Here is a 14,046-nt window from a genome sequence, read left to right as displayed (position 1 = left end):
AAAAGAATCCGGCTATGGATCAGGAAGTTTCGAACAAAAATGGTCATAAAGTGACAAAAATAGTCATGGGCAAAAAAACGACGGCTCAAAACCGGGCGGGCATATGTGATAAAATCACAGCTCAGGTCTCCGCTGACAATGCCTGGGGTAAAAGAAAAAAATCCCCCCGTGCCATTCTCCGCACACCCAGCTCTCCTGCAAAACACATACCTTCCAGTACTTTTCCAGCGCTTTCCCTGTCAATACCCTGGGTTCGCACCACATCATCCAGAGTAACAGGACGGCGCAATACCATGGAAAGAATATTTTTTCTCAGCTGGTCCTCATCACAGCCAGCCACTGTTCCCTTTCCCCTGACATCACCCAGCGCTTCAGCTGCCGCTATTTTTTTTCGAAATTTTTCCAGCAATTCAGTTCCAGCAGGCTCAACCCAACTTTCCGTACCCGGCCTGTCCAGAGTATTAAGCTGAACCCGGTCAGGCCGGATGGCCGCTACAGCTGCTGCAATTCCTTCTATTTCTCTATCCCCGTCATTCACTCCGGGTATGACAAAGATTTCCAGCCAGAGCTCTCCCTCAAACAGGTTGCGGAAAGCCACAAGCCCTTTCATCATGGCCTCAGGAAAGAGACCGGGGTAAGGGCGGTTAAGCACTTCAAACACCTCTGATGAGGCCGCATCATAATTTGCAATGACCCTGTCTGCGTTTTTCAGGTCCTCCCGGACTTCTTCCTGCCAGAACAAGGTCCCATTGGTCAGAACAGTAACCGGATACCCCGGCCATCGGCTATGAATGGTATTGATCAGATAACCGATACCCGAATGCAGGGTCGGTTCGCCGGAACCGGAAAAGGTGACACTGTCCAGCTCCGGCCCCAGAGCCAGAAGCTGTGACAGCTCGTCCAGCACGGCATTCACCGGGACCCACTCCTTCCTGAGCAGTGTTTTACGGGTAGTCCGACCAGATTCACAATAAATGCAGTCCAGCGTGCAGGTTTTGGCCGGCAGAAGATCCACACCCAGAGAAAGCCCCAGGCGTCGGGATGCCACAGGACCAAAAACATATTGAAAGTCTTTTGTTTCTCGATTATGCATGACCAGTCCAGAAAAGGTAGTATATTAGGTTAGTGTCACCATTCCGGCACGGGCACAGCTTTGCCGGACAGCCACAGCCAGTAAATATGGAATTTGTTTTAAATATGTTGGCAGCAGGCAGAAAAGAAACTTCTTTGCCTCGGCCCGGAACCGAGTTTCCTGCCTGTGCAGGAGCACTTTTCCTGAATCTGCCTCCCGTTACAATTGTTTTCCATTTCTTACCTGAAACAAAGTCGGAGGCCTCATTTGCAGCCCACATCACCTCTCCGCTCCGAGGCTGTCGTCCACACCCTCATCACTACCCATAAAAATGCAGACCTGGACGGCATTGCCTCCATGCTTGCGGCCAAAAAATTATATCCTGAAGCACGCATTGTCCTTCCGGGAAGCGATTCTCCTCAGTTCCGGCACTTTTTTGTGCAATCCCTGCTGTACCTTTTCGATCTTATTCCTTTCAGGGAGGTTCAACCGGAAACCATCAAAACCCTTGTCATCGTGGATACAAGGCAGAAAGATCGTATAGGAGAACTGGCTTCGCTGACTCAGAGCCAGGATATAGCCCTGCACATTTACGATCATCACCCTCCGGCACCCGGTGACCTCAGGGGTCAGATCCATGTCTGCGGTGAAACAGGCGCCACCGTCTCACTCATGGTGCCTCTGCTTATTCAGCATAGCATAAGACTGACTCCTGAGGAAGCAACACTGCTGGCCATGGGAATTTATGAAGATACCGGCCACCTTACCAGCAACAGCACCACAGCGGAAGATTTTGAATCCCTTGCCTGGCTCATGCGTCAGGGGGCTCACCTGCCAACGGTCGGAGATGTGCTCACAAGGGAGCTTGACCCAGAACAGGTTAGGCTGCTGAATGAAATGCTGGACAGTGCAACAGAAATGTCTGTCCACGGGACACCCCTTACCCTGACACGACTTTCCAGAGAAACCTATGTTCCCGACCTTGCTTTTCTGGTTCATCATTTTATGCGCATGGAGAAAATCTCTGTCCTTTTTCTCATGGCCCGCATGGACGGAAAAATACACCTCATCGGACGAAGCCGTCTCCCGGACATGAATATGGGAGCTCTTATGCAGCACTTTGAAGGAGGCGGTCATACAGCTGCCGGTGCGGCCACCATACGCAGCCAGACACTGGCCCAGGTAGAAACCCGGCTCCTGCGGCTTCTGGATACTTACATGCCCCGCCGCTTCCAGGCCCTTGAAATCATGAGTACACCAGCCCACACCATAGGCCCCACGGTCAGCTTCCGCAGTGCCAGCCAGACCATGACACGCTACAATGTCAACGCACTCCTCGTTACAGAAAAGGGAGATACCCAAAGCCTCCTTCTGGGGCTGATTACAAGACAGATTGTGGAACAGGGTCTTTCCCATGCCATGGACACAACACTGGTACAGGACTACCTCATCAGTGAGGTTGAAACAGTACCCCCGGATGCACCCTTGCATCTCATTCAGGATGCCATTGTGGGAGGAAAGCAGCGCGTTCTCCCTGTCATGGACCCCCGTCATGGCATTGTCGGTGTCATTACACGAACGGACCTGCTCCAGCTAATGGTCAAGGAGCAGGAGGAAACACCTTCGGCAAAGGATGTCATACCGACAGACCATCAGCCCCGTACCCGTGACATCATCAATCTTATGAGGGAAAGACTGCCTTCAAAAATTCTCGCCCTTCTCGCCGACATAGGAAAAAGTGCCGACCAAAGCGGATGCAATGCCTTTGTGGTGGGAGGCTTTGTCCGGGACCTCCTTCTCTACAGAAAAAATGAAGATATTGATATTGTGGTAGAGGGTGATGGGATTCTCTTTGCAAAGGCCTTTGCCGCCACCCGCCAGGCCCGCGTTCATGCCTATTCCAAATTCGGCACCGCCGTCATTACCCTTGATGACGGCTTCAAGGTTGATGTGGCAACGGCCCGCACTGAATACTACACGGCTCCGGCTGCTCTGCCCGAAGTGGAAAAAAGCAGCCTCAAGGCAGACCTGTACCGCCGGGATTTCACCATCAACACCCTTGCCATTCAGCTCAATCAGTCCCGATACGGAACCCTTATTGATCACTTTGCGGGTCAGAAAGACATCAAGGATAAAACCTTACGGATTATCCACAACCTGAGTTTTGTGGAAGATCCCACCCGGATTTTCAGGGCAGTTCGCTTCGAATCCCGCTTCGGCTTCTCCATCGGCAAACTCACCGTGCGTCTTATCGAAAATGCGATCCGTATGGGGGTTTTCAAACGGCTGTCCGGTGCCCGTGCCATGGGTGAAATTATTGCCATACTGGAAGAAAGCGATCCCGTACCCTCCATTCTGCGGCTTCATGAATTCCGACTTCTGGCAGCACTGCACCCTGCCATGGCTCTCACAGAAACCACAACCCAGCTCCTCATGGAAAGCAGAAAGGCCCTGGACGGATATGAGCTCATGGCGGAAGACAGCAACTGCCTGCGGTGGCTTGTCTATTTCATGGTTATTCTCACCCCTTGCACATCAGGGGAAGCGCGGGAAGTCTGCCGCATTCTCCGTCTTGCCAAATGGCAGGAAGATCTGTGCGTACGGGAAAGACAGCAGGCAGACCACTGCCTGAAACGCCTTGCCAAGGAGCTGCCCCTTGATAACAGCATCCTTTATGCCCGTCTGCATGTTTTCAAAACCGAAGTTTTAGTATACATGATGGCCGCTGCGGACAGCAACCGGACCCGCAAAGCCATAGCCCACTTCCTCTCCCGACTGCGATCTGTCCGGCCGGAAATTCAGGGACGGGATCTGAAAAACCTGGGGCTGCCTCCCGGCCCCCGCTACAAAAAAATTCTCATACAGGTTCTTGATGCCAAACTTAATGGACTGCTGCAGACCAAAGAAGATGAAACAGCCTTTGTAGCCCGCATCCTTAGCGATACGGGGCGTCAAAACGGAAACTTGGAGCTTATAAAATGACAGAAAAAAAACGGATACTTACAGGAATTACTACCACCGGAACTCCCCATCTCGGCAACTATGTGGGTGCCATCCGGCCCGCCATTGAGGCCAGCCAAAATCCGGAGATGGATGCCTTTTATTTTCTTGCGGACTACCACTCTCTCATCAAGTGTCATGAACCCGCAAGGGTTGCCGCATCCCGCATGGAAGTGGCGGCCACATGGCTGGCTCTGGGCCTTGACACAGACAACGCAACCTTTTATCGTCAGTCAGATATACCTGAAATTCCTGAACTTACCTGGATCCTGACCTGTGTAACAGCCAAAGGCCTCCTCAACCGGGCCCATGCCTACAAAGCCGCCGTTCAAATTAATGAAGAAGAAAAGGCCAACGATCCGGACAAGGGCATCACCATGGGCCTTTTCAGCTACCCCGTGCTGATGGCTGCCGACATTCTCATGTTCAACGCCAGCAAGGTTCCCGTGGGGAGAGATCAGATTCAGCACATCGAGATGGCAAGGGACATAGGGGGCCGTTTCAACCATATATTCGGCCAGACATTTACCATGCCCGAGGCCGTAGTGGATGACAAGGCCGCCGTGCTCAGCGGCATAGACGGCAGAAAAATGTCCAAAAGCTATGACAATACCATCCCTCTTTTTCTACCGGAAAAACAACTGCGCAAGCTGATCATGAAAATCAAAACCAATTCCCTGGCCCCATCGGAACCCAAAAACCCTGATGAATGCACACTTTTTGAAATATACAAGGCCTTTGCCAGTAAGGAAGAAGCCGAAACCATCCGCCTCCGCTATGCCGAAGGCATCGGATGGGGCGACATGAAAACCCTTCTTTTCGAGCATCTCAACGAACTTCTGAAGGAACCGAGGGAGCGGTATGCAGAACTGCTGGCGGACCCGGCGAAAACAGAAAAAATTCTTCAGGAGGGTGCTGAAAAAGCCCGGTGCACTGCCGCCCCCTTTCTGGCAGAAATCCGAAAAAAAACGGGACTGATCCCTTTTATTTGAAAGGCTGGCATGCAAAAACCCCATTCTCCATGGACCTTCAGTGACCTGACTCCCGAGCCCATTCTCCATGCCGTGGAAAAGGCCACCAACCTTCGCTTCACAGGTCTTGTGGCACCCCTTCCCAGTTACATCAATCGGGTCTATGAACTGCAGGATATGGAAGGGAAACGGCATATTGTAAAATTTTACCGCCCCGGGAGATGGACAAGACCCGCCCTTGAGGATGAGCATCGTTTCCTTGTGGACTGCCATGGGGCCGAACTCCCTGTGGTAGCTCCACAGTACCTGCACACAGGAGAGACCCTTGGGGAAACGGGAGGCATTTTTTTCGCCCTTTTTCCCAAACGGGCCGGTCGGGAGCTGGATATCAGCGAAGACCGGGACTGGGAACAACTGGGCCGCCTCATCGGACGCCTGCACAATGTGGCCGCTGCAGGCAGGGCGGAACATCGTATTTGTCTGCACCCGGACAGAAGCCTTGACAGGGATGCCAGAACCCTTCTATCCGGCGGAATGCCTGCGGAAATGCAGAACTCCTTCCGTACTCTTGTCTCCCGCCTGCAGCAAAATATCCGGGAGCTTTTTACAGGGCAGCCCTCCATACGACTGCACGGTGACCTGCACCGTAAAAACATACTCCATCGTCCCGGAGAAGGCCTGCTGCTGATTGATTTCGACGACATGATGACCGGTCCTGCCATACAGGACCTATGGCTTCTCCTCCCGGATCGACCAACTCAGTGCCCAAGGGAAATCAATCTGCTGATGGAAGGTTACCAGAGCTTCCGAAAGCTTCCGACAGGCAGCATGGCCCTTGTGGAGGGCCTGCGCGCCATGCGGCAGATCTATTTTCTTGCCTGGTGTCAGCGGCAGCAAAAAGATGCCCGTTTTGCGGCAACCTTTCCGGAATGGGGCACAGGGGCTTTCTGGCGTCAGGAACTGAGAGACCTGGAACAACAGCTGCATCGAACCGTGTCAGCAGAGACCACACGACCTTCCTTTCACTTTATTGCCGATCTATGACAAACCTGTCCACGCACTGAACGAACCGCTACCGGGAAAAGGGATGCACTGTCCTTTTCCCGGCAACAGCGCAAAAAAACGAAATAACTTCTCCTGATGTTTTTCATCCAGACCGGGTAAAGATATCTTTACCCGGAAGAAAACTATGTGCTACATTAATAAACGTCTCCGGTAACAGCATTGTAAACTGGGCATCCATAAAAACAAATGCCCTTCTGTACGGCTCGCCCATTCGACCCATAAAAGCCCATATCAGGATTTCCCATGACGGATACTCCGGAAAATTTTTTTACACCCGGAACAGGAATAGATGTGGTTTTCAACCTCAACTCCCTTTCCCCCATAGTACGTTCATCCATGATCTATGATACGAACACGGCAGCAAGGGTGCTGATCATAGCCCAGACATCTCCCAAAATACTTCCCAACACCTCCTTTGAGGAAATGCACATAACAACCCTCAAATACGATGAAAAAAAACAAAAAAAACGTTACGGAGTGAAATGTTCCGTATCCGGGTTCCGCAGGGACTACCCCCTTTCATCCCAGATTACGGAAGAAGCGGTATTCATCCAGTATGAAAAACGACTGTGCGAAGTGAACATCCGGTCTGCTTTCCGCATGTCTCCGGGTAAAAAATTCTCACTCTTTGCCAAAATGCTGCTGCAGGAAAAAGAGTACGTATTCGGAAAAGATTTTTCTGTTCTAGACCTCTCCATCAGCGGAATGGGCCTTGTGGTTCCCAAAAAAATTGAAAACCGGACCAACCCCCTGTTCAACCTTGAAATTGGCACGCAGGTAACCCTTGGCATGGCCCTACGCTACCCCGAAGGAGACAGGCTTGCCATGGATAAAGTGGCCTGCGCCGCTAAAATAGCCAGAATCAACCCCCTTTTCAACGAAAAAGCCGGTCTTATCGGCCTGCACTTCATCAAAATGAAGCCAGAAGGAGAGGAAGCCTTAAGTCGTTTCATCCACGAAGCCCAGCTGGAGGAAATCCGGCAGCTGAACCGCTACTGATACCCTGCAGCGTCCAGCATGGTCACAGGCACTGGCACCTTGCCATTTTTTGTCAAGCACGATGGGGCAAAAGTGACTTTTTTTGTCAAAAATGAGTAACAGAGAAATAGCCCTGCTGTTATTCCGGCTGTGCCGTTTTCCAAACAGCCTTCAATCCCAATCAAAACCCATGAAAAATCAAAAGACAATGAAATAAATTCAGGCTTGGCATGGACAGTGCATTCTATCAAGGAAGCAAACAACCCACGAGGGTTTTTAAGGCTGCAAACAGCCATTAACTGGTTCCATGAAAGGAGTAATTTATGTTAAGTCGTGTTCACGCAATGAAAAATCAGAAAGGTTTTACTCTGATAGAGCTGATGATTGTTGTCGCTATCATCGGTATTTTGGCGGCAATCGCCATTCCCCAGTTCAGTGCTTACCGCACCCGCGGCATGAACGCTCAGGCACTCAGCGATATCCGCAGCGTCCGGACCGAAGTTGAATCCTTCATTTCCACATGGAACAGGCTGCCTTATAGTGGAGGCACAACTCAGCTTACAGGTACGACTGGTGTGACTCCAGCCACAGGCCTTGACACAGGTACCGGCAGAAGCATTACGATTGGCGCTGTTCCTGCAACAGGCAATATCGTATATGAACCCTCCAAAAACGTAGCCATCAACGCTTTTTTTACACCAGCTGCTGGCAGCACCCCTGCTCTCTACTGGTTAAGAAGCACATCTACCAAGGCTAATACCAGCGAAGGACTTGAATTTTGTATAGATTCAAGAAATTCAGGATACTATCAAATTATAAAACCAGCATCAGCTATTTCTACTGCTGTTGCAAACTGCACCGCTCCTGCATATGAATACATGGGTGCTGGCTCCTAATAACTAAATCTTGATACACAAACAGGGAATGCTTCCAGATACGGAAACATTCCCTGTCTTTTTCCCCTTCGGAGATTTTATGGCCAACACCGACCTCATCCGGATTACCGCCCTCTGCAAGGACCTGCACATTCAGGGAAAAAACCTGATCCGAAAAAAAACACCTGTACTCAGGGACATCCATCTTTCCATTGCCAGAGGTGAGGTCCTAGGCATCATCGGACTCAACGGCGCTGGCAAAACTACCCTAGTGAAGCACATCCTTGGGCTCACCCGCCCAAGCAGCGGAAACGTCACCATTGCAGGGTTTTCTACGGATCAGCCTGAATCCCGGCGCAACCTCGGCTACCTTCCTGAAAACGCCTACTACAGCGAGCACCTTACGCCTGATGAACTGCTCTCCTTTGGTCTCTCTCACCAGAACTTTTCCAGAAGAATCCAGAAAGAACGTATCATGGCCTGTCTTGAAAGCACAGGCATAGCTCATATGGCCCACAAACGCCTGCGGACTTTTTCAAAAGGCATGGTACAGCGCACGGGCCTTGCCCTTGCCATGGTGACTGACCCGGACCTGCTCATCCTTGACGAGCCCATGTCCGGCCTCGATCCCCTAGGTAGAAAAATGGTGCTGGATCTCATGCTGGATCTCAAAAAAAAAGGAAAAACTATCCTTTTTTGCTCCCACATTCTCAATGATGTGGAACGCATGGCAGACCGTATCATCATCCTGCATGAGGGATGTATCCGGAAAACCGTCAGTAGATCGGAAGTACTCGGGTCTTCTTCCCTCTTGCATGTAGTGATCAGCCGCCAGCCGACCACATCCGGATCTTTTGAGGTTGAAGCTACAGAAAATGGACTTTACCGAATACACTGCCAACCCGAAAATCTCATGGAAATCATGCGTATCTGCGAGCAAGAAGCCATCTCTGTGCTGGGGTTGGAAAAGCCCGCATCCTCCCTCGAGCAACTCTTCTCCGATACCATTTCCGGAACATCCGCAAACCCAGCATCAGGGATGAGAATATGAGAAAAGAAACATGGAGTTCAATGAAAGCCCTGGCAGGCATTACATTCAAGGAAGGTGTACGGGATCGCGCCCTTTATGGCATTTTTATCTTTTCCTTTTCTGTCATGATTCTCGGACTGGCTGTACTTAGTTTTTTCGGGCAAAATATGGATAAAGTAGCCAGCGACTTCATGCTTTCAGCCCTTACCTTTGCAGGCCTTCTCATTTCTTTTTTCATAAGCCCCCAGCTTGTGGCAAAAGATCTCGAACGGAAAACCATTTATGTACTTCTAGCCAAGCCCATAAGCCGTTTCGATTATATCCTTGGGAAATACGCAGGTATCCTGTTGCTCATCACGGTTGCCACCGTCATTCTGGCATTTTTTGCGATGGTCGGGATGTTTTTGGCTAACTTTTTCTATTCCAGCTTTTTTCAAAACTTCCGGGTGGACGCCTTTCTGCTGGCCATTCTTGGTGAATGGCTGGTCTTTGCCCTCATCAACGCCATTGTGATCTTTTTTGCTTCCTTCAGCTCCTCGGGCTTTCTGACTCTTCTTTTCAGTGTATCAATCTATATTGTGGGCGAAAATATTGAAACAGTGTACCGCTATCTGCAAACTGCGACAGAAGCCGTCCCTCTGTCCAGCCCTGTCCTCCTTATCATAGAAATTTCACGTTACGTCTTTCCCAACATGGCTCTATTTGATCTTAAGGCTCAAGCTGCTCACGGTATTCTTGTGCCCTTTTCCTACGTGGTTTCCATCAGTGCCTATGCGGCGAGCTACATCGCCATCCTGCTATTCATGGCCTCCTTTTTCTTCAAAAGAAGGGAGCTTGCATGAACATCAAGGCTGTTCTTATACAAGTTTTTTTTTTCTGCTGCCTTATTTTAGGATTTTCCATGGCTTGGCAATGGAGCCACACCCAACGTCTTCATATGTTTCAGGGCAGTCCCGTGGGCTATACCCTCCCGTCCGGAGTTCTTCTGCCTCTGAGTCTTCGGTTCAAGGGTCTTATTTCTAACTTTATATTTCTGAAAACCATCACAACCCTAGGAGAAGAAATCAGCCACGGGGTTATTATTGATAAAAGACATCAAGACTACGTCGTATCCGCAGTGGAAGGGATCACCGATCTTGATCCCAGATTTTGGGAACCTTACCAATTTGCCGTAATGATACTATCATGGGATTTAAAAGATTTTAAAACCGCTAGGATTCTTCTGGAAAAAGCCATGAAACACAGGGCCGAAGACTGGCGTCCTCCCTATTACATAGGGTTCAACTGCCTTTATTTTCAAGGAGATGCCACATGCGGAGCCCATTATATGGGAATTGCCTCCGACAAAAAAAATGCCCCTTCTTATCTGCCCATGATGGCCATAAAACTCGCCGAGGGTGATGAGAGCTATAAGCCCGCTATCTTTCTTCTACGTCAATCCATTGAGGAAACACAAAATCCCCATTTTCTGCAGCACATGCAAAGACGACTTCAAACTTTTGAACTCATGGATTTTCTCGAAGAACGTATTCGTATCTTTCATGAAAAAAACGAAAGCTATCCGGAAACATGGGAAGATATGATCACAGAAGGCCTGCTTAAAGGCCTGCCCGAAGACCCCTATGGCGGCAAGCTGATCATGCGGGGGGGGCGAGTATATACCACTAGCGGGTTATTAGATGAGTAAACCTTGTAAAAAAAATAAAAGACTATTTATGCAAGGCTTTGCTATATTATCGAATCTCACTTCATACTGTTCCGATCTTGCTTCTGAAATGACTCAAAAAAAAATAGCAATACCTGTCTTCCTCGGACTCCTCACTCTACCCTTGGGCCTTCAGTTTTTTTTCCACACGGGGAACACAGCCGACTACCGTATCACTGTACTGTCCCTACAGCTCATCATCATCAGTATCGGAATATATTTTTTCCAACCACTCCAATGGAAGATTTCTGATGAACTAAAACTACTCATCGTGTCCTGGCTTGCATGGGGATGGGTTTGTGCTTTCAACTCTTCCTTTTACACTATTTCTCTTATACGACAGACAGAATGGACCATTCTTCTTTTGTTTACGGCAATCCTCTCTATGGTGTTTCACAGACAACCTAGAATGATCCCATGGAGTTTTATGATTGTTAGTGCAGGTTTTGTGCTGCTTGCCTGCGGTATCATCATATATTGGAATATCATTCCAGATCCCAGAAACTACGACTGGGTTTTAATGATGCCTCATTTCACCAATATTAGGCATTTTGGATATTTTGTCACTGCCATTGTTTTACTGTCTTCCGTTGGGGCGCTGCATATTGCATGGGGTGAAAAGAGTTACCTTCCCATACGTATTTCCTTCTCTTTGGTTCAAATCCTTGGTTTTTCGTTTCTTTTCTGGAGTGGGAGCAGAGGAGGAATTCTTGCAGCGACTGCAGGTCTTTTTTGGATCATTATGTTTGTACAAGGAAAAATTCACAAATGGCGATTTTTCCTTTGGACTCTTTTTTTTATGTCCCTTGGTCTTCTTTTTTCATCATTTTTTGCTGTCACGAATACTTCATTAGGAATTATGAGTGCTTTTGAACGCACTGGGACAGCATCTTCTCTTGAACATCTGCTCTCCGGAAGAACCTATCTCTGGAAAATTGCAATGGAAAGTACCGCATATCCCTATGGCAGCCTTTCCTTCGGCTATGGACCGGATGCATTCCGTATGCACCCCGATGTTCAGCATGTTGTACAGCCTCACAACTTTTTTTTTCAGGCCCTCTCTGAGTGGGGTATTCCCGGAGCAATCTTCTTTTGCTCTATCCTCGCTTGGCTCTACACAGTCTGCTGGAAACAAGGCAAAAAAATTTCTTCTTTTAATCAATACAACCTGTACCTTCTCCCGTGTCAGGCACTGTGGGTTGCTTATTTTTTTCTGGGACTCATTGATGGTGTATTTTATCATGCCCTTCCCTTAACTCTACTTGCTATGTCCGCCGCTGTTATTTATGCATATGATAAACAGGGAAACGAATCATCACAGGAGTATGCGTGGTAACGTTCAAAAAAACATTTCTATTTATATTCTTGATTTTTACAGTTTTTCATATTTTAAGTATGTTTATTTTTCAACCGTCCATCGCTCTTATTCTTCCAGAAAAAGTCATACCCAGCCTGATCCAGGATGCTTTTAAAACCCAGCATTTGCAAAAGTATCTTATCCTTTTCTTCACAGGCCATCTGATCATTATTTGTTGGGGATCCCTTGCAACCTACTGGATGAGCAGTACTATTTTACATTTTCATTGCGCTGTCCGTCCTATACTGGCCTTAGCAGGTTCTTTTTTCTTACTTTTTTCTCTTCTGATGGGAATCAATACGATTCTTTTCCCCCATTCACAAGTTACAGTTTCCAAACCAACAGCTTGGCTTTTTCTTTTACTCAGTGGAGGAATCCTGACAATCCTTACGATTTTCAAAATCCGGCATGACATTCAGACAAAAAAATACAGGACTCTTCCTGCTCTGCTGCTATACGGAATTTTTTTTGCGGCCCTCAGCCTCCCCCAGTTTGCTTATATGCCATCTTTCTTTTTCATTCCCTCAGAAACTGGCAACAGAACTCTAGATAATGAAAAACCACCCCATATCATTCTCATCGGTATCGATTCTCTCAGGCCAGATTTTACCACTCTTTTACACAACACAGAAATAACACCCCATGTAAATGCCTTTCTCAATAATGCTATTGCTTTTCCAGAAACGTACACGCCCATCGCCCGCACCTTTCCCGCGTGGGTCAGTATCCTCACTGGAAAGTATCCATGGGATGCCGGGGTTGATTTCAATCTGACGGTTCCGGACCCGGAAGCTCTTGCCAAGGCCCTGCCACATGATTTCAAAAAGGCAGGCTACTTCACTTTTTTTGCAACGGATGAGAAAAGATTCAGCAATATTGATGAATCTTTTGGGTTTGATGCCGTTGCAGGGCCAGTTATGGGAGCTGCAGATTTTCTACTGGCGACTTTCAATGACACTGCCCTCTCCAACCTCTTTATCAACGGCCTTTTCGGTCGTATCTTCTTCCCTTTCTCCCACACAAACCGCCCTGCACATATAACCTATGATCCGGCAACCTTTGTCCGGCATCTGAATGCAAAATTACCCAATAATCCCAGATCTCCAGCCTTTATTGCAATCCATCTTTGCCTGCCCCATTACCCGTTTATATGGAAAAATGCTCCTCTGATAACCGATACTGCAGACAAAAGAGTAAAGGAGTACACCCTTTCCCTACAGGCTGCAGATCAACAGTTCGGTAGCATCATAGAAATGTTGGAACGTAAAAATCTACTTGAAAATGCATGGGTTATTCTCCTTTCCGATCATGGAGAAGGGCTTGGAGAACCACTCCATCAGCCTTATGGAAAATCCATCAATGCCCCCCTAAGGCAAGGTGATATTGATTGGGGACATGGTACTTCTGTTCTTTCTCCAAGACAGTACCGTGTCATGCTGGCTTTCCGGAGGTATGGTCAAAACTCTTATGAAACAGGAAGCCGCAGACAGCAAGCCATGCTTGCTGATATACTGCCCACGCTTATGGAAGATCTCAAAATTGACCCGAAAGGGGTAAATTTGGATGGGATCTCTCTGCTTCCTGCCCTAAAAAGCCATCACATCGTAAAAGACCGCATTCTTTTTTTTGAAACGGGCCTGAATCCTAAAGATATCCACTTTAATGGTGGTAAGATCGAGAAAGCAGAAATCTATGCGGGCATGTCCCTTTACACCATCAACAGTCAAAATGGGCGCTTACTGCTTAAATCCAACGTTATTGAGCGGGAAAAAAAATATAAAGAGTATGGGATGATACAAAATGGTCATTTTTTGGCACTGCTTTCTCCAGATCAACAAGGCTCAAGAAATTGGTTTTACAGGCAAAAAGGTAATGCAGAATTTGAAATCCATGAATCTTTTGCAACATTGCCCCATGAGGCCATAATCATGCTCCATGAGGTAGGGAAAAAACGCCCGAATATACTCACACCATAAAAAAAGGGTAAATTACC

The 14,046-nt window shown here is 48.3% G+C and carries 12 protein-coding genes; 10 read left to right on the top strand and 2 right to left on the bottom strand.

Annotation, left to right across the window (positions count from 1 at the left end; translation table 11 throughout):
• Window positions 1-121: 121 nt before the first annotated feature.
• Entirely contained in the window at window positions 122-1,093 is a 972-nt protein-coding gene (locus OOT00_RS09380; RefSeq protein WP_265425116.1) for a radical SAM protein, read from the bottom strand.
• A gap of 246 nt (window positions 1,094-1,339) precedes the next feature.
• On the opposite strand from OOT00_RS09380, the gene OOT00_RS09375 reads away from it, so the two are divergent.
• From OOT00_RS09375 to OOT00_RS09360, 4 genes are all read left to right on the top strand, one after another.
• The gene (locus OOT00_RS09375) at window positions 1,340-4,054 is read left to right on the top strand and encodes a CBS domain-containing protein (protein WP_265425115.1); all 2,715 of its coding nucleotides are present in this window, start codon (window positions 1,340-1,342) and stop codon (window positions 4,052-4,054) included.
• Window positions 4,051-5,064: a tryptophan--tRNA ligase gene (locus tag OOT00_RS09370; protein ID WP_265425114.1), complete on the top strand. Its 1,014-nt coding sequence runs from the start codon at window positions 4,051-4,053 to the stop codon at window positions 5,062-5,064. Before OOT00_RS09375 ends, OOT00_RS09370 begins: the two co-directional genes overlap by 4 nt.
• A gap of 9 nt (window positions 5,065-5,073) precedes the next feature.
• On the top strand, window positions 5,074-6,087 hold the full coding sequence (locus tag OOT00_RS09365) for a serine/threonine protein kinase (protein WP_265425113.1): 1,014 nt from the start codon (window positions 5,074-5,076) through the stop codon (window positions 6,085-6,087).
• Window positions 6,088-6,351: 264 nt separating this feature from the next.
• Complete coding sequence (locus tag OOT00_RS09360; protein ID WP_265425112.1) at window positions 6,352-7,107, top strand: PilZ domain-containing protein; 756 nt, start codon at window positions 6,352-6,354, stop codon at window positions 7,105-7,107.
• Here the strand turns inward: OOT00_RS09360 and OOT00_RS09355 are convergent.
• Window positions 7,101-7,382 (bottom strand): hypothetical protein, encoded by a 282-nt coding sequence (locus OOT00_RS09355; protein WP_265425111.1) that lies wholly within the window; start codon window positions 7,380-7,382, stop codon window positions 7,101-7,103. The two genes, OOT00_RS09360 and OOT00_RS09355, sit on opposite strands and share 7 nt — an antisense overlap.
• 27 nt (window positions 7,383-7,409) lie before the next feature.
• Here OOT00_RS09355 and OOT00_RS16230 point away from each other — a divergent pair, with 27 nt between their 5' ends.
• From OOT00_RS16230 to OOT00_RS09325, 6 genes are all read left to right on the top strand, one after another.
• A complete protein-coding gene (locus OOT00_RS16230) occupies window positions 7,410-7,982 on the top strand; it encodes a pilin (protein WP_303649932.1) in 573 nt (190 codons plus the stop codon).
• A gap of 79 nt (window positions 7,983-8,061) precedes the next feature.
• Complete coding sequence (locus OOT00_RS09345) at window positions 8,062-9,012, top strand: ABC transporter ATP-binding protein (protein ID WP_265425110.1); 951 nt, start codon at window positions 8,062-8,064, stop codon at window positions 9,010-9,012.
• A 20-nt stretch (window positions 9,013-9,032) separates the two neighbouring features.
• Entirely contained in the window at window positions 9,033-9,833 is an 801-nt protein-coding gene (locus OOT00_RS09340; protein ID WP_265425109.1) for an ABC transporter permease, read from the top strand.
• 59 nt (window positions 9,834-9,892) lie between these two features.
• Window positions 9,893-10,678: a tetratricopeptide repeat protein gene (locus OOT00_RS09335; RefSeq protein ID WP_265425108.1), complete on the top strand. Its 786-nt coding sequence runs from the start codon at window positions 9,893-9,895 to the stop codon at window positions 10,676-10,678.
• Complete coding sequence (locus OOT00_RS09330; protein WP_265425107.1) at window positions 10,671-12,032, top strand: O-antigen ligase family protein; 1,362 nt, start codon at window positions 10,671-10,673, stop codon at window positions 12,030-12,032. The genes OOT00_RS09335 and OOT00_RS09330 overlap by 8 nt, the downstream gene beginning before the upstream one ends.
• The gene (locus tag OOT00_RS09325) at window positions 12,026-14,029 is read left to right on the top strand and encodes a sulfatase-like hydrolase/transferase (RefSeq protein ID WP_265425106.1); all 2,004 of its coding nucleotides are present in this window, start codon (window positions 12,026-12,028) and stop codon (window positions 14,027-14,029) included. Before OOT00_RS09330 ends, OOT00_RS09325 begins: the two co-directional genes overlap by 7 nt.
• The last annotated feature ends 17 nt before the right edge of the window (window positions 14,030-14,046 follow it).

This window comes from Desulfobotulus pelophilus (assembly GCF_026155325.1).
GTDB lineage: Bacteria > Desulfobacterota > Desulfobacteria > Desulfobacterales > ASO4-4 > Desulfobotulus > Desulfobotulus pelophilus.
This window is presented reverse-complemented; position numbering and strand designations above follow the sequence as displayed.